The following is a 25,216-nucleotide window of genomic DNA, read 5'->3' as shown; positions in this document are numbered from 1 at the left end:
ACAGGCGTGACAGCCGGGGACGGTCGGGGATCACCGGGACACCGGGAAGGGGCAGCGGGTTGACCACGCACGCACCACAGACGGCATCGCGGGCGGCGCGGTCCGTGACGCTGCCCGTCTCGCTGGACGAGGCCGTGGCGGCGCTCACGGCCATGCCGGCCGCCGTCCCCGTGGCCGGCGGCACCGACCTGATGGCCGCCGTCAACCGCGGCCGGCTGCGGCCCGCGGGCCTGGTCGGCCTCAGCCGGATCAACGAGATCCGCGGCTGGCAGTACCAGGACGGCCACGCCCTCCTCGGCGCCGGCCTCACCCACGCCCGGATGGGCCGCCCCGACTTCGCGGCCCTCATCCCGGCCCTGGCCGCCGCCGCGCGCGTGGCCGGGCCGCCCCAGATCCGCAACGCCGGCACCCTCGGCGGCAACATCGTGACCGCGGCGCCCACCGGCGACTCGCTGCCCGTGCTGGCCGCCCTGGAGGCCGAACTCGTCGTCGTGGGCCCGCTGGGCACCCGCGAACTGCCCGTCAGCCATCTGCTGGCCGGCCGGGACCTGCTGGCCCCCGGCGAGCTGGTCGCCTTCGTGCGCGTACCGCTGCTGCACGCCCCGCAGGTCTTCCTGAAGGCCACCGGCCGCACCGGCCCGGCCCGCGCCACCGCCTCCGTCGCCGTCGTCCTCGACCCGGCGCGCCGCGGCGTGCGCTGCGCGGTCGGCGCCGTCGCCCCGATGCCGCTGCGCCCGCTGGAGGCGGAGCAGTGGATCGCCTCGCTGGTGGACTGGGACGGGGACCGGGGGCTGGCGCCGGAGGCCCTGGCGGCGTTCGGCGACTACGTGGCCGCCGCGTGCATCCCGGACCCGCAGGGCGGCGAGCCGCTGCCCCCCGCCGTACTGCACCTGCGGCGCACCGTCGCCGCGCTGGCCCGACGGGCACTGGGGAGGGCGCTGTCGTGAGCGACGCACACGAGGAGCGCGGGAGCGGCTGGCAGCCGATCCCGCAGAGCGAGGGCTACGACGGCGACGCCACGGCGTTCGTCCAGCTCCCGCCGGACTTCATGCTGGAGGGCGTCCCGCTGGAGGCCCCCGGCCACGGCTACGTGCCGCCGGTCATCGCCCCGCTGCCCCCGGCGCCGCCCGCGCCGCCCGAGGACTACCCCCAGGAGCCGACGGTCTCCTGGACGATCCCGACCATCGAGGACGGCTCGGACGTCCTGGACGACTCGGGGGAGTACACGACGTCGACCCTCGCCCCGTACGCGAACGGCGCCCCGGCGACGCTGCCGGGGGGCGCGGCGGCGCCTTGGGCGGTGGAGGCGGCGGGGGTGGCCGAGGCGCCTGCGGTGGCTGAGGCTGCTGGGGTGGCTGAGGCGGCTGTGCTTGCCGAGGTCGCTGAGGTCCTTGAGATCCCTGAGGTCCATGGGCAGGTCGAGGCCGCTGGGGTCCCTGAGCCAGCCGAGGTCCTTGAGGCCCCCGCGACCCCCGAGGCGACCCCGGCCGAGGCCCCCGAGGCCCCCGTGGTGGCGGTGCCGGCCGAGCCGCCCACGGACATGTCCACGGACAGCGACGAACACCCCCACACCTCGTACACGCTCCGCGTGAACGGCGCCGACCGCCCGGTCACGGACTCGTGGATCGGCGAGTCGCTGCTGTACGTGCTGCGCGAGCGCCTCGGCCTCGCCGGGGCGAAGGACGGCTGCTCGCAGGGCGAGTGCGGCGCGTGCAACGTCCAGGTGGACGGCCGGCTGGTCGCGTCCTGCCTGGTGCCCGCGGCGACGGCGGCGGGCAGCGAGGTGCGCACGGTCGAGGGCCTGGCCGTCGACGGCGAGCCGTCCGACGTGCAGCGGGCGCTCGCGAAGTGCGGGGTCCAGTGCGGCTTCTGCATCCCGGGCATGGCCATGACCGTGCACGACCTGCTTGAGGGCAACCACGCCCCGAACGAGCTGGAGACCCGGCAGGCGCTCTGCGGCAACCTGTGCCGCTGCTCGGGCTACCGAGGCGTGCTCGACGCCGTACGGGAGGTCGTCAGCGGCCGCGAGGCGGCCGCCGAGGCCGAGGCGGAGGCGGGCGAGGGGGCGGCCCGCATCCCGCACCAGATCCCCCATCCGTTCGACGGAGGCACGGCGTGAGCGTGAGCAGCGAAGCGACCACGGAGCCGGCCGGCCCCGGGCCCGGGATCGGCATCGGCGTCTCGCTCCCGCAGGCCGACGCGCGGGCGAAGACCGAGGGCACCTTCCCGTACGCCTCCGATCTGTGGGCCGAGGGCCTGCTGTGGGCGGCGATCCTGCGCTCGCCGCACCCGCACGCGCGGATCGTGTCGATCGACACGACGGCGGCGGCCGAGATGCCCGGGGTACGGGCCGTGGTGACCCACACCGACGTGCCGGGCGCGCTCACGTACGGGCGCCGCGTCGCGGACCGGCCGGTGTTCGCCGCCGACCTGGTGCGCCACCACGGCGAGGCGATCGCCGCGGTGGCCGCCGACCACCCGGACACGGCGCGGCTCGCGGCGGCGGCGATCGCCGTCGAGTACGAGGTGCTGGAGCCGGTCACGGACCCGGAGAAGGCGTTCGAGGCGCCGCCGCTGCACCCGGACGGCAACCTGATCCGGCACATCCCGCTGAGCTTCGGCGACCAGGGGGCGACGGGCGAGATCGTCGTCGAGGGGCTGTACCGGATCGGGCGTCAGGACACCGCGCCCATCGGGGCGGAGGCCGCGCTGGCGGTGCCGCGCCCGGACGGGGGCGTGGAGCTGTACACCGCGTCGACGGACCCGCACACCGACCGGGACCTGGCGGCGGCGTGCTTCGGGCTGCCGCCGGAGCAGGTGAAACTCGTGGTGACGGGCGTCCCGGGCGCGACGGGCGACCGCGAGGACCCCGGCTTCCAGATCCCGCTGGGCCTGCTGGCGCTGCGCACGGGCTGCCCGGTCAAGCTGACGGCCACCCGCGAGGAGTCGTTCCTCGGCCACGCCCACCGCCACCCGACCCTGCTGCGGTACCGCCACCACGCGGACGCGGAGGGCCGGCTGGTGAAGGTGGAGGCGCAGATCCTGCTGGACGCGGGGGCGTACGCGGACTCCTCGTCGGAGTCGCTGGCGGCGGCCGTGTCGTTCGCCTGCGGCCCGTACGTCGTGCCGCACGCCTTCGTCGAGGGCTGGGCCGTCCGCACGAACAACCCCCCGTCCGGCCATGTGCGGGGCGAGGGCGCGATGCAGGTGTGCGCGGCGTACGAGGCGCAGATGGACAAGCTGGCGGCGCGGGTCGGCGTGGACGGCGCGGAGATCCGGATGCGCAACGTCCTGGCGACCGGCGACATCCTGCCGACCGGCCAGACGGTGACCTGCCCGGCCCCGGTGGCCGAACTCCTCTCCTCGGTCCGCGACTTCCCCCTCCCGCCGCTCCCGATGGACTCCCCGGAGGAGGACTGGCTGCTGCCCGGCGGCCCGGACGGCGCGGGCGAGCCGGGCGCGGTGCGGCGGGGTGTCGGCTACGCGCTGGGCATGGTGCACATGCTGGGCGCCGAGGGCACGGACGAGGTGTCGACGGCGACGGTCCGGGTGCACGACGGGGTGGCCACGGTCATCTGCGCGGCCGTGGACACGGGCTCGGGCTTCACGACGCTGGCCCGGCAGATCGTCCAGGAGACGCTGGGCATCGAAGAGGTCCACGTGGCCCCCGTCGACACGGACCAGCCCCCGTCGGGCCCGGCGACGCACGGCCGGCACACCTGGGTGTCGGGCGGCGCGGTGGAGCGCGCGGCGAAGATGGTTCGCACCCAGCTCCTCCAGCCCCTGGCGCACAAGTTCGGCATGTCGACGGAGCTGCTCCAGATCACCGACGGCAAGATCACCTCGTATGACGGTGTGCTGTCGACGACGGTCACCGAGGCGATGGACGGCAAGGAGCTCTGGGCCACCGCCCAGTGCCGCCCGCACCCCACCGAGCCGCTGGACGAGAACGGGCAGGGCGACGCCTTCGTGGGCCTGGCGTTCTGCGCGATCCGCGCGGTGGTGGACGTGGACGTGGAGATCGGCACGGTCCGGGTGGTCGAGATGGCCGTCGCCCAGGACGTCGGCCGCATCCTGAACCCGGCCCAGCTGGCCACCCGTATCGAGGCGGGTGTCACCCAGGGCGTCGGCGCGGCCCTCACGGAGAACCTCCGCACCAGCCGCGGCCTGGTCCGCCACCCCGACCTGACGGGGTACGCCCTTCCCACGTCGCTGGACGCCCCGGACATCCGTATCGTCAAGCTCGTCGAGGAACGCGACGTGGTCGCCCCCTTCGGCGCCAAGCCCGCGAGCGCGGTCCCGGTCGTCACCTCCCCGGCGGCCGTCGCCTCGGCGGTCCGCGCCGCCACGGGCCGCCCCGTCAACCGGCTCCCGATCAGACCGCAGGCGGCGGTCGTCACCGGCTGAAGCCGGGGGCGTTGTACGGGTGTGGTGTCCGGGCGCGGGGCCTGGGCGGAGGTCTCTCCGCCGGGGGCTCCGTCCGGGGGCTCTCCGCCTGGGGGCTCTCCGCGCGAGGGCTTCCGCGAGGGGGCTTCCGCGAAGAGGCTTCCGCGAAGGGCTGAGCGCCGACGGGCAAGGTGACTGGGGGCTGTTGATGCTGACGTACGACAACGTGGTCCATGCGCCGCTGGACAGGATGAAGACCGCGGTGGACCACTGGTCCGAGACGAGGACCAGACTCGGCCGGCTCGCCGAGGACGCGCGGACCGACATGGCGGCGAAGGCCAAGGACGAGTACTGGCGCGGGGTGAACGCCGAGGTCACCAAGCCGTTCGTGGACAAGACCGCCAAGGAGTTCGCGGACGCGGCGAAGGCGGCGGAAGGGGTCTGGAAGATCCTGCGGGAAGGCTACGCCGCCTTCAAGAAGGCGCAGGACGACCTCAGGAGCATCGCCGACACGGAAGCCAAGGCGCAGGGGCTGACCGTGACCGCTTCCGGTGTCGTGGTGGCGGAGCGGCCCATCGCCGCCCCGGACATGGAGCTGCGCCGCGACCCGGACTATCTCGCCCTGATCCGCAAGGAAGAGGAGGCGATCGGGGCGTTACAGGAGCGCATCACCGCCATCCTGGACACCTGTGACGAAGCCGATGTGGCCTGCGCGAACGCGCTGCGGTCCAACGTCAACCCGGGCGCCCACGACTTCTCGGCGCCGAAGTACTCCAGCCTGGACGCGGAAGAGGCCCAGCGGGCCGTCGACCTGGCCCGGAAGGGCCGGGACCTCACCCCTGACGAACTGGCCGGGCTCAACGAGCTGCTGGCCGACAACAGCTCCTCCGGCGTCTTCGCCCGCGCCTTCTACGACGGCCTGGGGGCCAAGGGGGCGCTGGAGTTCTTCGGCCGGCTCTCCGCCGACACGTTCGACCAGGGCAAGGTGGACGAGGCACGGCTCGCCGCCGTCCAGGAGCTGCAGAGGAACCTGGGGCTCAACCTCGCGCAGGCGACCCGCGGCGACGACGCGTGGGCCGACCGGTGGTCGGCGGAGCTGCGCAGACTGGGCACCGAACGGATCCCGCTGGCCAGGAACGACTACGGCGCCCCCTTCGGGTACCAGCTGCTCGGCGGGATTCTGCGGTACGGGGACTACAGCCCCCGGTTCCTGGTGCCGGTCGCCGAGCATGTGGCCCAGCTCCACGCCAAGGACCCGGAGATGTTCGCGGCGAACAAGGGCTTCGGCGGGCTCCGCAGCAACCCGTTCAACCCGTCCGGAGCCAACGGAGCCGGCTACGACCCGATGGTGCCGGTGCTGGAGGCGCTCGGGCACAGCCCGCAGGCGGCGAAGGAGTTCTTCACCAAGGACCCCACGGCGTACATGGAGGACGGAAGGCCGGGGGGAACCTCCGCGCTTAGCCCGGACTACGAGGACTACCTGGAGTTCTTCACCGACGAGAAGTACGCCTCCTTCGCGGACGTCGACGGGCGGACCCCGGAGGAGGCCAAGAAGGCACGCGACTTCATGCCGGACGCCCTGGGCCACGCCCTGGAAGCCGCGACCCTCGGGCACGCCTGGGACGACCCCGAACCGAAGCTGGGGCGGGACGGCGTGACGGTCGAAATCATGGAACGTGTCGTCACCCGCTATGGGGACGCCGAGTTCCTCAAGAAGCATCACTCGGCGCTGGCGGACAGCCTGGGGGCCATGGCGGCGGGCTATATCGACGACCTGAACTGGTCGCTGTCCGAAGGTGTCGGTAAGACCGTCTTCGGCCCGAAGGGGACTTCCATGGAGGAGATCATGGCCCACCGGGACTTCATGGCGGCGCCGGTCATGTCGTTCCTCACCGCGTTGGGGCAGCACCCCGACGCCTACGCGACGGTGTCCGCGGCGGAGCGGGTCTACGTGACCAGCGTGCTGGAAGCCGAGTTCGACGAGGGCAAGGGGATCCCGGAGGGGCGGGGAAGCGCGGCGGCCCAGACGGGCGGCGTGATGCAGGGCGTGCTGGACCGGGCACGTGGCGACCAGATCGAAGCCGAAGGGCAGAAGACGCAGGAGGACTACGAGAAGGCACAGGAGGCGAAAGCAGCCTGGATCGAGTTCGGGACCACGTCCGCCGTCGCGGCCGGTGTCGCCCTCCTGCCCGCGACAGCCGCCGCCGCGGGCGCCGCGGCCATCCTCGTACCGCTCGCCGTGGACACGGGAAGCGGTGCGATCGAGACCCTGGCGGGACAGGTCATCGGCGACTGGTCGGACAAGTCGGTCGAGGACCACAAGGACGCGGGGGAGAAGAAGACCCACGACGACGTGCGAACCCACTACATCCAGGGGAAGGCCAGCGCCGACGCGCCGCTGACCCGCTTCCTCACCCACCACGGGGGCCTCGTGGACGAAGACGTCCAACAGCGGCTGATCGAGTCCCGGAACAACGGATACATCTACGGGAACGCGCTCGGCAGGCCGATGGGGAACCTGCCGCAGACAGAGGACGAGCAGGAATGACGGGCGATGAGCGGATGAGGCGTGCGATACGGGCCGTGGGCCCCCTCCTGGCGATGTCCCTCCTGCTGACCGCGTGCGCCGCGGAGGAACGCCCCAAGCGGACGGCGGCGGAGCAGCAGTGCGACGGGACCGTCTCCGCCACCGCGGCACCCGCCCTGCGCCGGGTCCTCGACACGGAGACGTTCACCGACGCGACGATCGGCTGGCTCGCCGAGGCGACCGGGCAGTTGCGTACGGACTACGAGGACGGCGTCCGCCGCAGTGCTCGCGCGCTCCGGTGCGATATCAAGGCGGAGAAGGGGGCTCGGAGAGTGCTGTCCGTCGAATTCGGTCTCTACCACGACCAGGAGCCGCCGGGAATCGCCAGTGTTCCCTTCACGTACCCGTACGAGATGGGTGTGGCGGCGTATGCCAGCTACCGGCAGGTCTATCTCTTCACCCAGTGCGTCAGCCCCCGCCTGAAGGGATCGGAACGGGACCCGGTTCGTATCAGGGGGAACCTCACGGTGACGGGCGGGAAGGCTCCCGACACGCCCGCCACCCGCGAGGCCAACCTCGCCGTCCTGCACTCGATCACGCTCGCGACGGTGAAGGAGCTGGGCTGCGCGAACAACGCGGGGCTTCCGGAGCGGCCGGTGTTCAAGGCGGTACAGCCGGCCCCCACCTGGCCCCAGGCCCGGCCGTCCTGAGCCCGTACCGGGAACGTCCGTCCTGAGCCCGCGCCGGGAACGGCCTGTGCCACTGGCATTCGCACCGCGAAACCGGCCTCCGGCGGGCGCGGGACCGTGGCCCGGAGCGGCCTGAGCGATGCCCGGTCGTGCCCAAGTCGTAACCATACGATCTGCGTTGCTTGTGCAACCCGGAGGTGCACGCTGTCCGTCGTCCTGACTACCATGAACTCCTGACTTGTCGAACGGGGAGGCGGTTATGGCGGAGGCGACGGACAGTGGCGGCGGCGGAGCGATGGACACCGCGCTCTCCCTGCTCCCCCTGCTGGGCGGCGGCATCGGCGCGGCGGCGAGCCTGGCCGTCGAGGTGAACGAGCTGGCGCACCTCAAGGACCGCGTGGACGCGCTGCTCACGACCTTCGAGGGCTCGGAGGCCGGGCCGGGCAAGATCGGCGAGGACTGGCTGGAGGAGGCGTCCCTCGCCGGTCCCGGGTTCCACGAGGCGGACTTCCTCTTCGCCAGCTACAACGTCGTCCGGGACGAACTGCTCACCTTCTCCAAGGTGCTGGGGCTCCAGATGGAGAGCATGAAGATCGCGATCGACTTCTCCAAGAAGGGGTACGCCGAAGTCGACGACGACATCCGCAGGCGGATGAGGGCGCTCAACACGCAGATCACCGCGCTGCAGGGCGACGACCGGAAGCAGGGCGTCCAGCAGACCGCGCACGGCACCTCCGCGGAGACCCCGCGGACCGACGTGCCCGCGGCCGGCGGCGACGCGCAGGGCGGCGACTACCAGTGAAGCACCGCACGGAAACGGGGGAAGTGACGCATGGGTAAGGGGCCCAAGAAGCCGGAACCGAAGGCGACATCGCTCGAAGGCATGACGAACGAGCAGCTGCTGGCGATGCTGACTCCCGTCCAGCACGCGCGTGCCGCCGCGCTGTCGGTCAAGCTCAAGAGCGCGGCGACCGAGATCACCAAGATCGCCGAGTATCTGCACAACCGCGCCTCCGGCGGCCTCAGTTGGAAGGGCATGGCGGCGGACTCCTTCGTCGAGTGGACCGCGAACACGGCGAGTGCCACGTTCCGTCTCGCCGAGTACACGAGGGTCGCGGGTGTGGCCCTGGAGGACTCGGCGCAGGCGATGGCCCAGGCCCGGAGCGGAGTCGAGGACCTGGCCAGGACGAGCGCCTCGGCGAAGACGGACTACGCGTCGGCGCAGCGCGTCCTGAACGCGGCCCGCCACGACCCGGGTGCCGGCAAGACCGAGGTCAAGTCGGCGACCGACGACATGAACGCGGCGGCCGGGGCGCGGGAGAAGGCCCGCATCGAGGCGCTGATGAAGCTGCGTTCGCTGGGGCAGACGTACACGTTCACGGGGCAGCGGGTGAACGCGGCGCAGCGGCCGGAGTTCCCGCCGCCGTCGGGGATGGACCCGACCTGGGTCGACAGCAGCCGGCACATCCCGCTCCCGGGCGGCGGCTCGCGCACCTCCCGTACGTCGTCGACCTCCTCCTACCAGGGCGGCGGCGACCGGGGAGAGCGTACGACCACGTCCACGGTCCCCGACCGCGCCGTCGTGCCCGGTACGGACGGAGGGCCGGCCGACAGCGGTGGCGGCACCGTCCGGCCGAGGCCCGTGCCGGTCGTGCCCGAGGTCCCCGTCGACCTGGGGATCGACCATGTGACCTCGCCGCCCGACACCCGGCCGGGCCCCGGCACGCCGTCGGTGCCCGGCGCGGTGCGGCCGGAGGTGCCGACGTACCCCGGCGGCACCCAGACGACTCCGCCGCCGTTCGTCACGGTCCCGGGCGGCGGGTCCGGTGCGCTGCCGACCGGTGGCGGCGGCGGGAAGGGCGGCGGGACCGCCGGGATGCGTCCGGGGCCCTTCGGCCCCGGTGGGACCGCGGCCGCGCGTCCGCCGCGTGAGCCCGGCATCGTCGGTGGCCGGCCCGTGTCGCCGACGGCGGGCGGCCGGTCCGCCACGGGCATCCCGCGCAGCACGGTGATCGGCAACGAGCAGGCGTACGGGCGCGGTGGCGCGGCCGGTGGCATGAGCCCGCACGCGGGTGGCGTCGGTGGCGTCGGTGGCGGCGCCGCCGCAGGTCGCCGGCTCGCGGGCGAGCAGGGCGGGGTGGTCGGCGGCCGCCCGCAGAGGACGGGCCAGGCAGGCTCCCGTCCCTTCACCCCCGGCGGCACCGGGCTCGTTCGGGGCGGCCAGTCGGGCCCCGGGGCGGGCCAGCCGGCCGGACGCGGCGCCGGCGTGCGCGGTGCGGGGAACCGAACGGGTGAGGACCGCTGTGAGGAGCGCGGCGGCGAGCGGCCCGACTACCTCGTCGAGGACGAGGAGACCTGGCAGCAGGGCAGGCGCCGGGTAGTCCCGCCGGTCGTCGACTGAACCCGTAGACAGCCCGTAGACAGAAGGACGCGGAGAGACTGATGCGAACCAGCAGTGGACGGGCCGTGCGGTCCGGCTCCCTGACGGCTGCCGTCATGGCCCTGACACTGCTGGGCATCGGTGCGACGCCGGCCCACGCCGAGTCCGTGCGCGACATGCAATGGCACTTGGACGCCATGGGCGTGGACAAGATCTGGAAGGTCAGCGAGGGCGAGGACGTCGTCGTCGCCGTCATCGACTCCGGCGTCGACGACACCGTCGCCGACCTCCGGGGACAGGTCCTGCCCGGGACGAACTACTCGCGCCTGCCGGGCGACGAGAACAACGACGTCGACAACCACGGCACGGGGATCGCGAGCCTGATCGCCGCCACCGGCGCGCGCGGGGCCGAGCAGGGGTCGTACGGGCTCGCTCCCAAGGCCAAGATCCTGCCGATCCGGATCGTCTACAGCCAGGAGCGGTGGACGGAGAAGGGGCAGATCGACTCGTTCTCGGAGGGCATGGCCAAGGCCATCCGCTTCGCCGCGGACTCCCGCGCCAAGGTCATCAACATCTCCGTCGCCTCCAGCGCGGACCGGATCGGTCCCGAACTGGAGGAGGCCGTGCGGTACGCGCTCTCCAAGGGCAAGCTGATCTTCGCCGGTGTGGGAAACACCGGGGACACGGACAACGCCGTCAAGTACCCGGCCGCGACGCCCGGTGTGGTCGGCGTCGGGGGCACGACGAAGACGGCCGCCTGGTGGCCCAAGTCCCAGACCGGCCCCCAGGTCGACCTCGCCGCCCCGGCCGAGAACCTGGTGCACGCCTGCACCAAGAACACCCAGCTCTGCGACAGCAGCGGCACCAGCGACGCGACCGCCCTCGCCTCCGCGTCAGCCGCCCTGATCTGGGCCAAGCACCCGGACTGGACCAACAACCAGGTCCTGCGCGTCATGCTCAACACGGCCGGCAAGCCGAAGAGCGGCAAGGACCGCACCGACTACATCGGCTACGGCACGATCCGCCCCCTACGCGCCCTGACCACCCCCGGCGACCCCGGCCCCGCCGACGTCTACCCACTGCCGGACCTGGCTGCCGCCGAGGCGTCCGCCGCGCCCTCGGCCTCCGCCTCGGGGACCCCCGCTCCGGCGGAGAGCTCTCTGCCGCCCGCCGCCGCACCGGCCGAGAAGGACGGCGGCAGCGGCGGCCTGTGGATCGCCCTGGGCGTCGGCGCGGCCGTCCTGGTCGGCGGAGCGGCGACGGCCGTCGCCCTGCGCGCCCGCCGCCGGGCCGCAGCGCCCCCCACGCCTCCGTCCGCGCCCGCAGCGCCGCCCTACGCCCCGTACGGGCCGCCGCAGAACGGCGGGTACCCGCAGCAGCCGCCCCAGCAGCAACCGCCTTTCGGAAGCTGACAGATCGCGCGTCGCAGCCGGGGGGCGAGGGGGGCGATTTCGCGCCTTTGCCGAGAGAGGCGCGAAGCGGGGCGCAGGCAGCTGCCGGGTCGTCCCGCCCGTAGTCGACTGATCCCGCCCTCCACCACCACCAGCCAAGGACTCGGAGAAGCGCATGCGAACCAGCAGTGGACGGGCCGTCGGTCCCGGCTCTCTCGTGGCGGCGGCCACGGCCCTGACACTGCTGGGCATCGGCTCCGCGCCGGCCCACGCGGAGTCCGTACGGGATCAGCAGTGGCACCTGGACGCCATGAAGGCCGACGAGATGTGGAAGGTGAGCAAGGGCGAGGGCGTCGTCGTCGCCGTCATCGACTCGGGGGTCGACAAGTCCATCGCGGACCTGAGGGGCCAGGTCCTCCCCGGCAAGGACTTCTCGCTCCTCGAAGGCGACGAGAACGACGACATCGACAACCACGGTACGGGCATGGCGGCCCTGATCGCGGGGACCGGCGCACGCGGGGCCGAGCAGGGGTCGTTCGGGCTCGCTCCCAAGGCGAAGATCCTGCCCATCCGCGTTCCGTACAGCGAGGAGCGGTGGTCGGCGAAGAACGGGGTCAAGGACACCTTCTCGCAGAGCATGGCGAAGGCGATCCGGTTCGCCGCCGACTCCGAGGCGAAGATCATCAACATCTCCGTGGCCAACGCCAGGAAGCCGGGCCCCGAACTCGCCGAGGCCGTCCGCTACGCGCTGTCGAAGAACAAGCTCGTCTTCGCCGGTGTGGGCAACACCGCCGACGAGGGCAATGCCGTCGAATACCCGGCGGCCACCCCCGGCGTCGTCGGCGTCGGGGGCCTGAACAAGAAGGCGTCCTGGTGGGCCAAGTCCCAGACGGGGCCGCAAGTGGACCTCGCCGCACCCGCCGAGAACATCACCAACGCGTGCACCGGGGGAACCCAGCTGTGCGAGGGCAGCGGGACCAGTTCGGCCACCGCCCTCATGTCCGCCTCCGCGGCCCTCATCTGGTCCAAGTACCCGGACTGGACCAACAACCAGGTCCTGCGCGTCATGCTCAACACGGCCGGCAAGCCGCAGAACGGCCAGGAACGCACCGATTCCATCGGCTACGGCGCCGTCCGCCCCCGGATCGCGCTGACCACCCCGGGCGACCCTGGCCCCGCTGACGTCTACCCGCTGCCAGACATCGCCGCCGCAGAGGCGTCCGCCTCGCCCTCGGCCTCGGCTTCGGGGACCCCGGCTCCGGCGGAGAGCACTCCGCCGCCCGCCGCCGCACCCGCCGAGAAGGACGGCGGCAGCGGCGGCCTGTGGATCGCCCTGGGCATCGGCGCGGCCGTCCTGGTCGGCGGAGCGGTGACAGCCGTCGTCCTGCGCGCACGCCGCCGGGCCGCGGTGCCCGTCGGCGGGTACGCGCAGCAGCCGCCGTTCGGAAGCTGACAGATTGCGCGTTGCAATCGCGCAGTGATGAGGCGCGGCGGGTAGCGTGAGTGCCCTTCAGGTGATGGGAAGCCTTGGGGTCAACACCAAGCAACCGCAAACCAGTCGGCGGAGGGGACGAATTCCCGCCGTTGTCGAGGCCGGGTGCGGAAGGTGGCCGAGGTGCTCGTCGGCACGTCGGAGCCCTGTGGGGCCCCAGGGGTGAGGTAGCTCGGCCTCGGAAGGGTGGCGGAGACCGGTAGCGGGCGCCGGGCGGGGCCCGGCAGGACCCATAGCCTCTCCGTGGTTTGGGCGGCTGTTCCCGCCCGCACGCGTTCGGAGTTGGTCTGTCGGCTCGGGGGAGAGCATGTCGTTCGATCAGGAATGGGCCATGGCCCGGGGGGCTTCCGCCCCTGTCGGTACGCGCCTCAATCAGGTCACCGCCGGGCCTGGCGGCGGCAACGCGGACCTGAGCGTCGACCAGGACAGGCTCGGGGCCATCGGCAGCGCCGCGTACGTCCTGCACGGGCGGCTCGCGAAGGACGGCGACCACGCCCGTACGCAGACCGCCGAAGCCGCGACCGGGCTCAAGGCGAACGGCTTTCGGACCGGCGCCGCGATGGCGGAGGTGCACGACACCTGGTCGTCCCAGCTCCGCACCCTGCTCGACGCCTGCGCCAACATCTCCAACCACCTCGACTACAGCGCGGCCTCGCACGCGAGGGAAGAGGCGGACATCAAGGCGGCTCTCGCCACGTCGAAGATCAACGAGTACCTGAAGTAGGCGGGAGTGGCCGTGCTGACCTTTGACGATCTCGCCCACGCTCCGTTGGACAAGCTGAAGGCCGCCGCCGACGCCTGGTTCCGGATGAAGGGCAAGCTGGAGACCCTCGCCGAGGACGCCCGTACCACCATGGCAGCCAAGGCCCGGGACGAGTACTGGCGGGGAGTGAACGCCGAGGTCACGAAGCCTTTCGTGGACAAGACGGCGAAGGAGTTCCAGGACGCGGCGAAGGCCGCCGAGGGAGTCCACAAGATCCTTCAGAACGGTTACGACGCCTTCAAGAAGGCCAAGGACGACCTGGCGAAGATCGTCGATTCCGAGGCGCCCGCGCAAGGGCTGGTGGTCAGGAGCGACGGGACCGTGGAGGCCGCGCATCCCCTGGAGAAGGACCCGGCGGTACGGCACGATCCCGACTTTTCGCGGGCGTTGAAGAAGCAGAACGAGTCGATCGAGGCGATGCGGCGCCGGATCGACGCGATCCTCGAAGACTGCGACGACGCCGACACTGCCTGCTCCAACGCCTTGCGGGCCAACATCAGCGGCGACAAGCACGACTTCAGCGCCCCGAAGTACGACAGCCTCGACGCGGAGGAGGCGGCGAGGGCGGTCGAGCTGGCCAGGAAGGGCCGGGATCTCACCCACACAGAGCTCGTCCAGCTGAACGAGCTCTTGGGCGACAACAGCGGATCGAAGACGTTCGCCAGAGGCTTCTACGACGGACTCGGCCCGAAAGGCGCGCTCGAATTCTTCGGTCGGCTTTCAACCGATACCTACGACTACTCGAAGGTGGACACGCAGCGCCTTGAGGACGTCCAGGCATTGCAGAGGAACCTGGGCCTCAATCTGGCCACAGCCACGCAGGGAGGCGACAAGTGGACCGAGGGCTGGTCCGCCGAGATGCGGAGGCTGGGCACCGAGCGTATTCCACTCGCCAAGTACGACAACAATCCGGCGTTCGGATACCAACTGCTCGGCGGCATCATGCGCTATGGAACCTACGATCCGAAATTCCTGGTGCCGATTGCCGAACACGTCACCCAGTTGCATGCGAAGGATCCGTATACGTTCGCGTACAACCGGAGTATCGGAGGGGGAGGGCCGAAGAATCCGTTCAACCCTTGCGGCGTGAACGGGGCCGGCTACGACCCGATGGTGTCGATGCTCGAGGCGCTGGGGCACAGCCCGGACGCGGCCAAGCGCTACTTCACGGACGCCCCCACCGCCTACGACGAGCACGGCGTGCCCAAAGGGCTGGTCGACCTCGATCCGGACAAGGACGGGGCGCAGTTCACCGGCTACCTCGACTACTTCCAGAGTGCGGAGTACGACTTCTTCCCCGACCTCGACGGGCACGACCCGGACGAGGCCCGGAAGACGGCCGCGAACATGCCGGACGCCCTCGGTCGCGCCTTGGAGGCGGCGACCACGGGGCACGCGTGGGACGACCCGAATCCGGTTCTCCGCAGGGACGCCGAATCGGCCGAGATCATGCGGGAAGTCATCAACGACTACGGGACGGACTCGGAGCTCAGGAAGCGCCACGAGTCGATGATGGACAGCCTCGGATCCATGGGAGCGGCCTACATCGACGACCTCAACTACTCCACGTACGGGTTCGGCGAAACCGGCGAGGAGACCCGGCGCGACGAGCTGTTCCGGGTGAGCAGCGACGGGAAGGGGCACACGGACTTCGGCCAGGTGGCGAGCCTGCGTTTCATGACCGCGGTGGCCGGTGACGAGGGTGCCTACCGGAGCCTGTCCGCGGCCCAGCAGGTTTACGAGGCGAGCGGGCTCAAAGTCATGGTCGGTGACAAGGCCGATGGGCTCGAGTTCGCCCACAACGCCACCAAGGTCCACGGGATCTTCGATGAGGCCCGTATCAATGAGATCACCCAGGACTACAAGGACGACGAGGACAAACGGAACCTGGAGATGGAGCAGCAGGCGGAGTGGCGCAAGACGGGTGTCAGTTCGGGCGTGGCGGTGGTCGTGGGAGTCGGCTCGGCCGTGGTGCTCGGCCCGGCGGCGGGACTCGTCGCCGTCACCGCGGTTCCCCTCGTCATGGAGGCGGCGGGCTCGTCGATCAGCACCGCCTATGCCGCGGACACTCTGGGGTACCTCAAGGACAACGAGTACGACAACGACGACGAGGCCCTCGAAGCGATCGAGAAGGCCCGGCAGGCCGGCAGGAACAGCGCGGCTGTCCCGCTGCTCGGCTATGCGGAGGCGGTGGGCATGAGCGTGGAGGAGCGGCGCACGATGCTCAGGGAGGCCGAGAACTCCTACAACGCCGGTGTCATCGCGGCCAAGGGAAAGCGGGAGGTCTCATGAGCGGGTCACCGAGTGGCCCGGCGGGCAGGGCCCGGGACCGCGGCCGGCGTCGGCGGGCGGCCCTGGTGGTCTCCGTCCTGGCGTTCCTTTCCGCCTGCTCGGGAGGGGGTGCCGAAGCGGGCGGCGGCGGCGAGGACGGGGCGGAACTCGCCCTCTGCCGAGAGGTTTTCGGCGAGGCGAACGTGGCGGCCGTACGAACGCTCCTGACCGCCGACGGCGCGCCGGCGGAGAGCGGTTCGCCCGACCGGATCAGGACGCGCATGAGCCAGCAGGCCCGCGCCTGGTCGGCCGAGACGGACAAGCTGCGCAGGGACGGCCACGACCTGTGCTTCCTGGGCGCTCCGGGAGTCGGGTCCCGGGGCTGGCTGGCCGGACGGGTGACGTGGTCCACGCTGACCATGGATTCGGTCACCACCGGGCCCTCCGCGAAGGACTGGCGCCGGGCCGGGGACGGGGTGTACGTGCAGCGGCTCAAGCGGCAGAACGGTCTGGCCGTCCTGTCGCCGTGCCGGCTCACCGGTACGGCGAAGGGACAGGAGCGCCTTCTGCCCCTGGAGGTCTCGGTGACCGAAGAAGGTCTGAGCGCCACCGACCCCGGTCTGACCGGGCGGTCCGTGTCGGGGCTGCTGGCGTACACCCGCGAACTCCTCGACTGTCAGAACACGGTGGCCGTACCGGATGAGCTGACGGCGTGAGAGAGGTCGTGGTCCCGCGTCCGGCTCAGCGGGCGCGGTATCTCGGCAGGCGCGGTATAGGGGCTGCTGTCGTTCTCGGTCGGGCCCTAGACTCGGGGTGGGCCATTCTCACGGGGGAGGAGTGCCGGGCGTGGAAGCCTATGTGGACGGTTCCGGTGGCGGGTACGGCATGCGGGGCATGAGCAGGGAAGCCGTCAGTTACAACTCCGAGTCCATGCTGGAGTTCAAGACGGGCATCGACGAGATGATCGCTGATCTCCTGAAGTCCCCGGCGGGCAAGGCGAACATGGCGGCGGAGCCGGTGTCCCGCGCCCAGTTCGGCGGCGGTGGTTCCGCCTGGCTGGAGGCGAACGATCTGTTCGCGTCGTACAAGAGCGTGCTCGACGAGCTGACGAGGCTCTCCGGGCTGCTGTCCGACTGCCTTGAGGGCATGGGGATCGCCGTCGGCATGTCCAAGGACGGGATGCAGCGGACCGACGACGACATCCGGTACCGGATGCTGGAGATCAGCCGCCGGACCACCGAGGCGAAGACCAAGGCCGACAAGCAGGCCGGCTACGACACGACGCCTTCCGGCAAGCCGGACGCCACCGGGACCGGGCAGCAGCAGCCCGCGCGTCCCGACGGGCAGCCGCAGGCCACCGAGACGGCCGGCGGTAGTGGTAGTGGGAGTGGCGATCTCGGCTAGTGGCTAGTGGCGTCGCGGGGATCTTAGGCGTACGGGGATACGGGGAAGAGGCGGCTCATGGAGCAGAACGACAACGCCGGAGGCGGCGGGGGGACGAACTTCCGTGCCATGCCGCACCAGCAGATGCTGGACTGGCTGGACGAGGCCAGCAGTTTCTACGTGAGTGACGCCGGCGACCGCCTGAACAAGGCCGCCGCGAAGATGCGGGAGATCGCCAAGGCGCTGCAGAACCGGCCGGGGCGGGTGGAGTGGCGGGGCGAGGCCGAGAAGGCGTTCATGGAGTGGGCGAACAGCCTCGCGAGCACCACGCACAGCCTCGCCGACTACAGCGAGCACTCCGCGAACTGGCTGGGGCAGGCGGCCGGCGCGATCTCCGTCGCCAAGAGCGCCATCCCGCGCTACACGAGCAGCGCGTCCGCCAAGGAGAACCTGGAGGCCGCGCGGAAGTACCACAACGACCCCGACTCCCAGCAGATCGCGCGCGACGCGCGTTCCCAGATGGCGCCGGAGGGCAGTGACGCCGCCGCCGTCAAGGCCAAGGAGGAGGCCAACCGGCAGGCTGCGGCCGACGAGATGGAGCGGCTCTCCGGGGCGTACCAGTGGTCGAGCCTGCAGATGGCGAACTTCAAGCAGCCGTCGTTCCAGCCGCCGCCGGACGCGTTCGTACCCGAGGACGGCGGGCGCAACGACTCCCAGTACCTGGAGCGGTCCTCGGGGGGCGGGCCGGGCACGACGGGCGCCGCCGACTCCGGCAGGCGCGGCTCGCGTGCCTCCGGGGACGGGCCGGGCCCGGTCGACTTCGGTACGGTGCCGCCCTCCGGCGACTCGACCGGCCCCGTGCGCGTGGTGCGCCCGGAGGTCCCGGTCGACCTCGGGATCGACGGCGGCGTGGGTACGGCGCCGCCGCCCACCACCGGCACGCCGCCGACGACGGGCGGCCAGCCGCCGGTCACCCGGCCGGACACGGGTGTGACGCCGCCGCCGGTCACGGTTCCCGGCGGACCGGGGATCGTGCCCCCGTACGGCAAGGGCGGCGGCGGGCCGGTTACGGCTCCGCCCGCCGGCGGCATCCGTACGCCGGGCGGGTCGGTCGGGCCGGGCGCCGGGCGGGGCACCACCGGAGCGCTGCCCACGATGCCGCGTGACGGCATCAGCGGCGGCCGGGCGGTCCCGGGGACTCCCGGGTCCCCCGGGACGCCCGGCCGGCCCGCCGCCGGTCTCCCGCGCGGCACGGTGATCGGGAACGAGCCCACCGGGCGCGGCGGCGGCAACGCCACGGGCCGCGGCCCCATGGCCGGTCACGGCATGGGCGGTCCGATGAGCGGCGGTGGCACGGGTGCCGCCCAGAGCGGCATCAGCGGCGGCCGGCGCCTGGCCGGTGAGACCGGTGGCGTGGTGGGCGGCCGGCCGCAGCGGCCGGGGTCCGCGAGCGGGCGTCCCTTCACACCCGGCGGCTCCGGCCTGGTCCGGGGCGGCGCCCCGGGCGAGCCGGCGGCCCGGGGCGCCGGGCCGGTGGGCCGCGGCGGGTCCGTCCCCGCCGCCGGCCGTCGCGAGGAGGAGCGCGGCGAGCGTCCCGACTACCTGGTCGAGGACGAGGAGACCTGGCAGCAGGGCAGGCGCCGCGTGGCACCGCCCGTCATCGACTGATCGGCGCGAGGAAGCAGATGCGTACCAGCGGTAGGCGATGGAACGGTGCCCGGGCGGGCGTCTCGGCGGCCTTGGGGATGCTGCTGGTGGGCATCGCGTCCGTGCCCGCGAGCGCGGAGACCATCCGCTCCCGGCAGTGGCACCTGGACACCCTCCACGCGGAGGAGATCTGGCAGATCAGCAAGGGCGAGGGTGTGACGGTCGCCGTCATCGACAGCGGCGTGGACGACCGGAATCCGGATCTGGCCGGGCGGGTGCTCGACGGCAAGGACCTGGCCTCCGGCGAGTCCGGCGACGAGCACACGGACTACGCGGGCCACGGCACCGGCATGGCCGGCCTGATCGCGGGCACCGGGCGCAGCGGCGGGGGCGACGGCGCGTTCGGCCTCGCCCCGGGCGCGAAGATCCTTCCGGTCCGGGTCCGCGGTGTGAAGGCGGGCAACCTGAACAAGGTCGACGGCGAGCTCGAGTTCAACCGGGAGGTCCCCGAGGCCATCCGCTACGCCGCCGACGCCGGGGCGAAGGTCATCAACGTGTCGCTGGGCTCGGACCGGGGGTCCCAGCAGCTCACCGACGCGGTGGCGTACGCGCTCGGCAAGGGGGCGCTCGTCTTCGCCGCCGTGGGCAACAGCGCCGAGCTGGGCAACGAGGTCGAGTATCCCGGAGCGACCCCCGGGGTCGTCGGCGTCGGCGCCATCGACAAGAAGCTGACCCGGACCAAGGAGTCCCAGCACGGGCCCCAGGTGGACATCGTGGCGCCCGGCGAGGAGATGGTGCACGCCTGTGGCGGCGGGACCGGCCTCTGCAAGTCCCACGGCACCAGCGACGCCACCGCCCTCGCCTCCGCCTCCGCCGCGCTCATCTGGTCCAAGCACCCCGACTGGACCAACTACCAGGTCCTCAAGGTCATGCTCAACACCCTCGCCGCCCCCGACGACGGCGCCGGGCGCAACGACTACATCGGGTACGGGGCCATCCGCCCGCTCCGCGCGCTCAAGACGCCGGGGGACCCCGGGCCCGCCGACGTGCGGCCCCTCGCGGACCTCGCGGACCCGGCCGGGCCGGGGGGCGGCACCTCGTCCGTCACCCCGTCCACGGCACCGTCCGGATCCGCCTCCGGATCCGCGTCCGCCTCCGGATCCGCGTCCGCCTCCGCCGCGCCCGCTCCCGCCGCCCAGGCCGACGGCGGCGGCCGGACCGGGCTGTGGATCGGGCTCGGCGTCGGCGCGGCCGTGCTGGTCGGGGCCGCCGTCGTGGTCGGGGTGCTTCGGGCGCGGCGGGGCTGAGCCGGGCGAGGGGGCCGGCCGCCGGGGCCCGGCGTGCGGAAGGGGCGCCCCGTTCGGGGCGCCCCTTCGTCTGGAGACCGTGATCGGAATCGAACCGACGTAACTCGCTTTGCAGGCGAGCCCCTCAACCACTCGGGCACACGGTCGTGGTGGTGATGGGTACGACGTTAGGGGCCCGTGGTCCGGGTGCTCAATGGTTTCGGGCGGCGTGCAACACGACTGCCATACGGCAGCCACAAGGCGTTCACGGGCCTACGACCAAGGGACCGGTTCCTCTCCTCCTCGCGACAGGGGTCACCTCCGGCGACGGCCCTTACTCTGGGGGGATGAGCGTCCTCGAACCCCGCGAAACAGCCGCCCCTCCCGCCGCCCCGGCACCTCCCGTAGGCGGCGGAAGCGTGCTCGACCGCGCGCACCGGGCGCTCAGCGTCGGGATCGTCTCCGTGGTCCTGCTCATCGCCTTCGAGGCCACCGCCGTCGGCACCGCCATGCCCGTCGCCGCCCGCGAGCTCGACGGCGTGCCGCTCTACGCCTTCGCCTTCTCCGCGTACTTCACCACCAGCCTCTTCGCCATGGTCCTCTCCGGGCAGTGGTCCGACCGCAGCGGGCCGCTCGGCCCGCTCGCCGCCGGCATGAGCGCCTTCGTCGTCGGGCTGCTGCTCTCCGGCACCGCCGGGACCATGTGGCTGTTCATCCTCGGCCGGGCCGTCCAGGGGCTCGGCGGCGGGCTCGTCATCGTCGCCCTGTACGTGGTGATCAGCCGTGCCTACGCCGAACACCTCCGGCCCGCGATCATGGCCGCGTTCGCCGCCAGTTGGGTCGTCCCCTCCGTCGTCGGGCCGCTCGCCTCCGGCACGATCACCGAGCACCTCGGGTGGCGGTGGGTCTTCGTCGGGATTCCCGTCCTCGTCGTCTTCCCGCTCGCCCTCGCCCTGCCCGCGATACGCCGGACCGCCTCCGGGCCCGCCGACCCCGGCGCCCCCGTTCCGCCCTTCGACCGGCGCCGGATCCGGCTCGCCCTCGGCATCTCCTTCGGCGCCGCGCTGCTCCAGTACGCCGGGCAGGAGCTGCGCTGGCTCTCCCTGCTGCCCGCCGCCGTCGGCGCCGCCCTGCTCGTGCCCGCCGTGCGCGGGCTGCTGCCCCGCGGGACGTACCGGGCCGCCCGCGGGCTGCCCTCGGTGGTGCTGCTGCGCGGGATCGCCGCCGGCGCGTTCATCGCCGCCGAGTCCTTCGTACCGCTCATGCTCGTCACCGAGCGCGGGCTGAGCCCGACGCTCGCCGGGCTCTCGCTCGCCGTCGGCGGGCTGACCTGGGCGCTCGGCTCCTACATCCAGGCACGGCCCTGGACCGAGCCGTACCGCGAGCGGCTCATGGTCGGCGGCATGGTGCTCGTCGCCCTCTCCATCGCCGCCGCGCCCAGCGTGCTGATCCACTCCGTGCCCGCCTGGGCGGTCGCCGTGGCCTGGGCGTTCGGGTGCTTCGGCATGGGCATCGTGATCGCCCTGACCAGCGTGCTGCTGCTCAAGCTCTCCGCGCCGGAGGAGGCGGGCGCGAACTCCGCCGCGCTCCAGATCTCCGACGGGCTCTCCAACGTGCTGCTCCTCGCCGCGGGCGGCGCCGCCTTCGCCGCGCTCGGCGGTGGCGCCGTGGGACACGCCGCCACCGGCGCCGCCACCGGAGGCTCGCATCCCGTCGCCTTCGCCGCGGTCTTCCTGCCGATGGCCGTCGTCGCGGGGGCGGGGGCCTGGGTCGCCACGCGGCTCGGGGTGCGGGGGGTGGCGGGGGGCGCGGCGGTTGGTGGGTAGGGGGGCCCGTACGGGTGCCCCGGGCTGGTCGGGCAGGCCCGGGCCGGGGCGGACCGGCTGGGCCCGGCCCGGTACGGCCAGGTAAGGCCAGGTCCGGCCCGCCCGGCCCGCCCGGCCAGGTCTGGTTCCTCCGGCCCCGTTCCGTTCCGGCCCGTCCGGCCCCGTTCCGGGTCCGTTCCGGCCCCGTTCCCTTCCGCCCCGTCCCCCCAACGGCCCCCGGGCCCGGAGGGTGGGGGTGTCCGGACTGCGTCCTTCGCTTCGCTTCGCTCGCTGCGGGCGCTGTCACGTCCGGACACCCCCACCCTCCGGGCCCGGGGGCCTCCCGCCGTTTTCGGCTGCCACGCGGGAAAACGGGTCGCCCCAGACGCGGGCGGTTTCCTAGGGTCGCCGTATGGAACGCGTGACCCTTTCCGTCGGCGATGACGTCCTCGACCTCGCCGACGCCCGCGGTGTCGGTGTCGAGGAGCTCGTCGGCGAGGCCCTGCGGCGGTATGTGGACGCCGAGGGGGAGGCCGTGCGGGAGGTGGCGGTGCGGCTTGCCGGGCGGCATGCCGTGTTGCTGAGGAGGCTGGGGGAGTGAGTACGCGATTTCTCGGCGTGCGCGAGGTCCTCGGGATCGCCGCCGTCGCCTTCGGGGGCGGGGCGCCCGAGCTGCGGGCGCCGGGGCTGCTGGAGTCCGCCGTGCACCGGCCGCGGGCCCGGATGTTCGGCGAGAGCGCCTACCGCGAGGTGTACGAGCAGGCCGCCGCGCTGCTCCACGGGATCGCCGCCAACCATCCCTTCGTCGACGGCAACAAGCGGGCCGCCTGGCTGTCCGCCGCCGTTTTTCTCGGTGTCAACGGGATCGATCTCGACGATGTCGATCTTGATCGGGCGTATGCGCTGGTCATCGATGTCGCCGGGGGCATGGAGGGGGATATTTCGGTCATCGCGGAGCGGCTGCGGGGGCTGTGAGGACCGTCTCACGCGGGGGTGCCGCGGGGGCGTCGTGAGGGAGCGCACCGGTAAGGTGGCCCGGTTGTCATATCTGGACGAGCGTCGAACCGGAGACCGTGACTACTACCGCCACCTCCTCCCATCACCTTTCTCCCGCCTTCCCCGGCCGTGCCCCGTGGGGCACCGCCGGCAAACTGCGAGCCTGGCAGCAGGGCGCGATGGAGAAGTACATCCAGGAGCAGCCCCGTGACTTCCTCGCGGTCGCCACGCCGGGCGCCGGCAAGACCACCTTCGCGCTGACCCTCGCGTCCTGGCTGCTGCACCACCACGTGGTGCAGCAGATCACCGTCGTCGCGCCCACCGAGCACCTGAAGAAGCAGTGGGCCGCCGCCGCCGCGCGGATAGGGATCAAGCTCGACCCGGACTACAGCGCCGGGCCGCTCAGCAAGGAGTACGACGGGGTCGCCATCACCTACGCCGGTGTCGGGGTGCGGCCCATGCTGCACCGCAATCGCTGCGAGCAGCGCAAGACGCTGGTGATCCTGGACGAGATCCACCATGCCGGCGACTCCAAGTCCTGGGGCGAGGCATGCCTGGAAGCCTTCGAGCCCGCCACCCGGCGGCTCGCCCTGACCGGTACGCCCTTCCGGTCCGACACCAACCCCATCCCCTTCGTCGCGTACGAGGAGGGGAACGACGGGATCCGGCGGTCCTCCGCCGACTACACCTACGGGTACGGGAACGCGCTGGGCGACGGCGTCGTCCGGCCCGTCATCTTCCTCAGCTACAGCGGCAACATGCGGTGGCGGACCAAGGCCGGCGACGAGGTCGCCGCGCGGCTCGGCGAGCCGATGACCAAGGACGCCGTCTCGCAGGCGTGGCGCACCGCGCTCGACCCACGCGGCGACTGGATGCCCAACGTGCTGCGCGCCGCCGACCAGCGGCTCACCGAGGTCCGGAAGTCCATTCCGGACGCCGGCGGGCTGGTGATCGCCTCCGACCAGGACTCGGCGCGGTCCTACGCCAAGCTGATCCGCGAGATCACCGGGACCAAGGCCACCGTCGTCCTCTCCGACGACGCCGGGGCCTCCGGGCGGATCGACGAGTACAGCGAGAGCACCGACCGGTGGATGGTCGCCGTCCGGATGGTGTCCGAGGGCGTCGACGTGCCGCGGCTCGCCGTCGGGGTGTACGCGACGACCATCTCGACACCCCTGTTCTTCGCGCAGGCCGTCGGGCGCTTCGTGCGATCCCGCAGGCGGGGCGAGACCGCCTCGGTGTTCCTTCCCACCATTCCCAGCCTGCTGGGCTTCGCCACCGAGATGGAGGTCGAGCGCGACCACGTCCTCGACCGGCCGAAGAAGGAGGGCGAGGAGGACCCGTACGCGGAGTCCGAGAAGGAGCTCGCCGAGGCCGAGAAGCAGCAGGACGAGGACACCGGCGAGCAGGACATGCTGCCCTTCGAGGCGCTGGAGTCCGACGCGGTCTTCGACCGGGTGCTCTACAACGCCGCCGAGTTCGGGATGCAGGCGCACCCCGGCAGCGAGGAGGAGCAGGACTACCTGGGCATTCCGGGGCTGCTGGAGCCGGACCAGGTGCAGCTGCTGCTGCAGAAGCGGCAGGCGCGGCAGATCGCGCACAGCCGCAAGCGGCCGGACAGCGAGGCGGACCTGCTGGAGCTGCCGGCCGAGCGGCGGCCCGTGGTTTCCCACAAGGAGCTCCTTGAGCTGAGGAAACAGCTCAACACGATGGTCGGCGCGTACGTTCACCAGAGCGGCAAGCCGCACGGCGTGATCCACACGGAGCTGCGCCGGGTGTGCGGCGGGCCGCCGAGCGCCGAGGCGACCGCCGGCCAGCTCCGCGAGCGGATCAAGAAGGTGCAGGAGTGGGCCACCCGGATGCGGTGACCCGGATGCGGTGACCCGGTCGCGTTGACCCGGATGAGGTGACCCGCCCGGACGGCAAGGACGAGGGGCCCGTACACAGGCGGTGTACGGGCCCCTCGGTCGTCCCGGGGGAACGGGACGCGCAGCGAGGACCGGCCCCCACGGTCGGGCCTCCTGCACCTCCACGCTAAGGGCGACCGTTGGGTGGTCTTGTCCGCCAAAGTCCCCTGTTCGGCCGACTTAGGTCCCGAACCGCCCGGATCCGGTCGCGCGCGCCCGGATTCTGGACGAGGTCTTCCGCTGAGCGGAGCAGGTCGCTACTGTCCCGGCTCAAGCATTCGCCCCGTGGCAGC

19 protein-coding genes and 1 tRNA gene are annotated in these 25,216 nt (G+C 72.5%); 19 read left to right on the top strand and 1 reads right to left on the bottom strand.

Annotated elements, in window-relative coordinates:
• The first annotated feature begins 59 nt into the window (after positions 1 to 59).
• From AB0C99_RS18850 to mycP (AB0C99_RS18780), 15 genes are all read left to right on the top strand, one after another.
• Positions 60 to 947, top strand: coding sequence for an FAD binding domain-containing protein (locus tag AB0C99_RS18850; RefSeq protein WP_362476201.1), 888 nt, complete (start codon positions 60 to 62; stop codon positions 945 to 947).
• A complete protein-coding gene (locus tag AB0C99_RS18845) occupies positions 944 to 2,119 on the top strand; it encodes a (2Fe-2S)-binding protein (protein ID WP_362476199.1) in 1,176 nt (391 codons plus the stop codon). The genes AB0C99_RS18850 and AB0C99_RS18845 overlap by 4 nt, the downstream gene beginning before the upstream one ends.
• Positions 2,116 to 4,407, top strand: coding sequence for a molybdopterin cofactor-binding domain-containing protein (locus AB0C99_RS18840; RefSeq protein WP_362476197.1), 2,292 nt, complete (start codon positions 2,116 to 2,118; stop codon positions 4,405 to 4,407). Before AB0C99_RS18845 ends, AB0C99_RS18840 begins: the two co-directional genes overlap by 4 nt.
• A gap of 187 nt (positions 4,408 to 4,594) precedes the next feature.
• Positions 4,595 to 6,934 carry a hypothetical protein gene (locus tag AB0C99_RS18835; RefSeq protein ID WP_362476195.1) on the top strand — a complete coding sequence of 780 codons (2,340 nt, stop codon included), beginning with the start codon at positions 4,595 to 4,597 and terminating at the stop codon, positions 6,932 to 6,934.
• 35 nt (positions 6,935 to 6,969) lie between these two features.
• Positions 6,970 to 7,623 (top strand): hypothetical protein, encoded by a 654-nt coding sequence (locus AB0C99_RS18830; RefSeq protein ID WP_362476193.1) that lies wholly within the window; start codon positions 6,970 to 6,972, stop codon positions 7,621 to 7,623.
• 238 nt (positions 7,624 to 7,861) lie between these two features.
• Positions 7,862 to 8,404, top strand: coding sequence for a hypothetical protein (locus AB0C99_RS18825; RefSeq protein ID WP_362476191.1), 543 nt, complete (start codon positions 7,862 to 7,864; stop codon positions 8,402 to 8,404).
• Between the two features lie 81 nt (positions 8,405 to 8,485).
• Positions 8,486 to 10,003, top strand: a complete 1,518-nt coding sequence (locus tag AB0C99_RS18820) for a hypothetical protein (RefSeq protein WP_362476189.1) — start codon at positions 8,486 to 8,488, stop codon at positions 10,001 to 10,003.
• Positions 10,004 to 10,044: 41 nt separating this feature from the next.
• Positions 10,045 to 11,394 (top strand): type VII secretion-associated serine protease mycosin, encoded by a 1,350-nt coding sequence (gene mycP / locus AB0C99_RS18815; RefSeq protein ID WP_362476187.1) that lies wholly within the window; start codon positions 10,045 to 10,047, stop codon positions 11,392 to 11,394.
• 154 nt (positions 11,395 to 11,548) lie between these two features.
• On the top strand, positions 11,549 to 12,826 hold the full coding sequence (gene mycP / locus AB0C99_RS18810) for a type VII secretion-associated serine protease mycosin (protein ID WP_362476185.1): 1,278 nt from the start codon (positions 11,549 to 11,551) through the stop codon (positions 12,824 to 12,826).
• A gap of 346 nt (positions 12,827 to 13,172) precedes the next feature.
• Positions 13,173 to 13,589, top strand: a complete 417-nt coding sequence (locus AB0C99_RS18805; RefSeq protein ID WP_362476183.1) for a hypothetical protein — start codon at positions 13,173 to 13,175, stop codon at positions 13,587 to 13,589.
• Between the two features lie 6 nt (positions 13,590 to 13,595).
• Positions 13,596 to 15,920, top strand: coding sequence for a hypothetical protein (locus AB0C99_RS18800; protein WP_362476181.1), 2,325 nt, complete (start codon positions 13,596 to 13,598; stop codon positions 15,918 to 15,920).
• Positions 15,917 to 16,615, top strand: coding sequence for a hypothetical protein (locus tag AB0C99_RS18795; protein WP_362476179.1), 699 nt, complete (start codon positions 15,917 to 15,919; stop codon positions 16,613 to 16,615). The genes AB0C99_RS18800 and AB0C99_RS18795 overlap by 4 nt, the downstream gene beginning before the upstream one ends.
• A 178-nt stretch (positions 16,616 to 16,793) precedes the next feature.
• Positions 16,794 to 17,303, top strand: coding sequence for a hypothetical protein (locus tag AB0C99_RS18790; RefSeq protein ID WP_362476177.1), 510 nt, complete (start codon positions 16,794 to 16,796; stop codon positions 17,301 to 17,303).
• Between the two features lie 57 nt (positions 17,304 to 17,360).
• Positions 17,361 to 18,950: a hypothetical protein gene (locus AB0C99_RS18785; RefSeq protein WP_362476175.1), complete on the top strand. Its 1,590-nt coding sequence runs from the start codon at positions 17,361 to 17,363 to the stop codon at positions 18,948 to 18,950.
• A gap of 17 nt (positions 18,951 to 18,967) precedes the next feature.
• The gene (gene mycP / locus AB0C99_RS18780) at positions 18,968 to 20,236 is read left to right on the top strand and encodes a type VII secretion-associated serine protease mycosin (RefSeq protein WP_362476173.1); all 1,269 of its coding nucleotides are present in this window, start codon (positions 18,968 to 18,970) and stop codon (positions 20,234 to 20,236) included.
• Between the two features lie 71 nt (positions 20,237 to 20,307).
• Here the strand turns inward: mycP (AB0C99_RS18780) and AB0C99_RS18775 are convergent.
• Positions 20,308 to 20,382, bottom strand: a tRNA-Cys gene (locus AB0C99_RS18775).
• Between the two features lie 180 nt (positions 20,383 to 20,562).
• On the opposite strand from AB0C99_RS18775, the gene AB0C99_RS18770 reads away from it, so the two are divergent.
• The 4 genes from AB0C99_RS18770 to AB0C99_RS18755 all read left to right on the top strand — a co-directional run bounded on the left by AB0C99_RS18770 (position 20,563) and on the right by AB0C99_RS18755 (position 24,884).
• Entirely contained in the window at positions 20,563 to 22,041 is a 1,479-nt protein-coding gene (locus AB0C99_RS18770) for an MFS transporter (protein WP_362476171.1), read from the top strand.
• 391 nt (positions 22,042 to 22,432) lie between these two features.
• The gene (locus AB0C99_RS18765) at positions 22,433 to 22,621 is read left to right on the top strand and encodes a hypothetical protein (RefSeq protein WP_362476169.1); all 189 of its coding nucleotides are present in this window, start codon (positions 22,433 to 22,435) and stop codon (positions 22,619 to 22,621) included.
• On the top strand, positions 22,618 to 22,995 hold the full coding sequence (locus AB0C99_RS18760; protein ID WP_362476167.1) for a type II toxin-antitoxin system death-on-curing family toxin: 378 nt from the start codon (positions 22,618 to 22,620) through the stop codon (positions 22,993 to 22,995). The genes AB0C99_RS18765 and AB0C99_RS18760 overlap by 4 nt, the downstream gene beginning before the upstream one ends.
• Before the next feature lie 98 nt (positions 22,996 to 23,093).
• Positions 23,094 to 24,884: a DEAD/DEAH box helicase gene (locus AB0C99_RS18755; RefSeq protein WP_362476165.1), complete on the top strand. Its 1,791-nt coding sequence runs from the start codon at positions 23,094 to 23,096 to the stop codon at positions 24,882 to 24,884.
• Positions 24,885 to 25,216 lie beyond the last annotated feature (332 nt).

This window comes from Streptomyces sp. NPDC048659 (assembly GCF_040650575.1).
In the GTDB taxonomy this organism is placed as follows: Bacteria; Actinomycetota; Actinomycetes; order Streptomycetales; family Streptomycetaceae; genus Streptomyces.
This window is presented reverse-complemented; position numbering and strand designations above follow the sequence as displayed.

What these genes read in the sequence shown, in the direction of transcription:
- AB0C99_RS18795 (WP_362476179.1), top strand. Translation starts at nt 15,917, where the DNA reads ATGAGCGGGTCACCGAGTGGCCCGGCGGGCAGGGCCCGGGACCGCGGC.
- AB0C99_RS18835 (WP_362476195.1), top strand. Translation starts at nt 4,595, where the DNA reads ATGCTGACGTACGACAACGTGGTCCATGCGCCGCTGGACAGGATGAAG.
- AB0C99_RS18765 (WP_362476169.1), top strand. Translation starts at nt 22,433, where the DNA reads ATGGAACGCGTGACCCTTTCCGTCGGCGATGACGTCCTCGACCTCGCC.
- AB0C99_RS18825 (WP_362476191.1), top strand. Translation starts at nt 7,862, where the DNA reads ATGGCGGAGGCGACGGACAGTGGCGGCGGCGGAGCGATGGACACCGCG.
- mycP (WP_362476185.1), top strand. Translation starts at nt 11,549, where the DNA reads ATGCGAACCAGCAGTGGACGGGCCGTCGGTCCCGGCTCTCTCGTGGCG.
- AB0C99_RS18805 (WP_362476183.1), top strand. Translation starts at nt 13,173, where the DNA reads ATGTCGTTCGATCAGGAATGGGCCATGGCCCGGGGGGCTTCCGCCCCT.
- AB0C99_RS18770 (WP_362476171.1), top strand. Translation starts at nt 20,563, where the DNA reads ATGAGCGTCCTCGAACCCCGCGAAACAGCCGCCCCTCCCGCCGCCCCG.
- AB0C99_RS18790 (WP_362476177.1), top strand. Translation starts at nt 16,794, where the DNA reads ATGAGCAGGGAAGCCGTCAGTTACAACTCCGAGTCCATGCTGGAGTTC.
- mycP (WP_362476173.1), top strand. Translation starts at nt 18,968, where the DNA reads ATGCGTACCAGCGGTAGGCGATGGAACGGTGCCCGGGCGGGCGTCTCG.
- mycP (WP_362476187.1), top strand. Translation starts at nt 10,045, where the DNA reads ATGCGAACCAGCAGTGGACGGGCCGTGCGGTCCGGCTCCCTGACGGCT.
- AB0C99_RS18820 (WP_362476189.1), top strand. Translation starts at nt 8,486, where the DNA reads ATGACGAACGAGCAGCTGCTGGCGATGCTGACTCCCGTCCAGCACGCG.
- AB0C99_RS18785 (WP_362476175.1), top strand. Translation starts at nt 17,361, where the DNA reads ATGGAGCAGAACGACAACGCCGGAGGCGGCGGGGGGACGAACTTCCGT.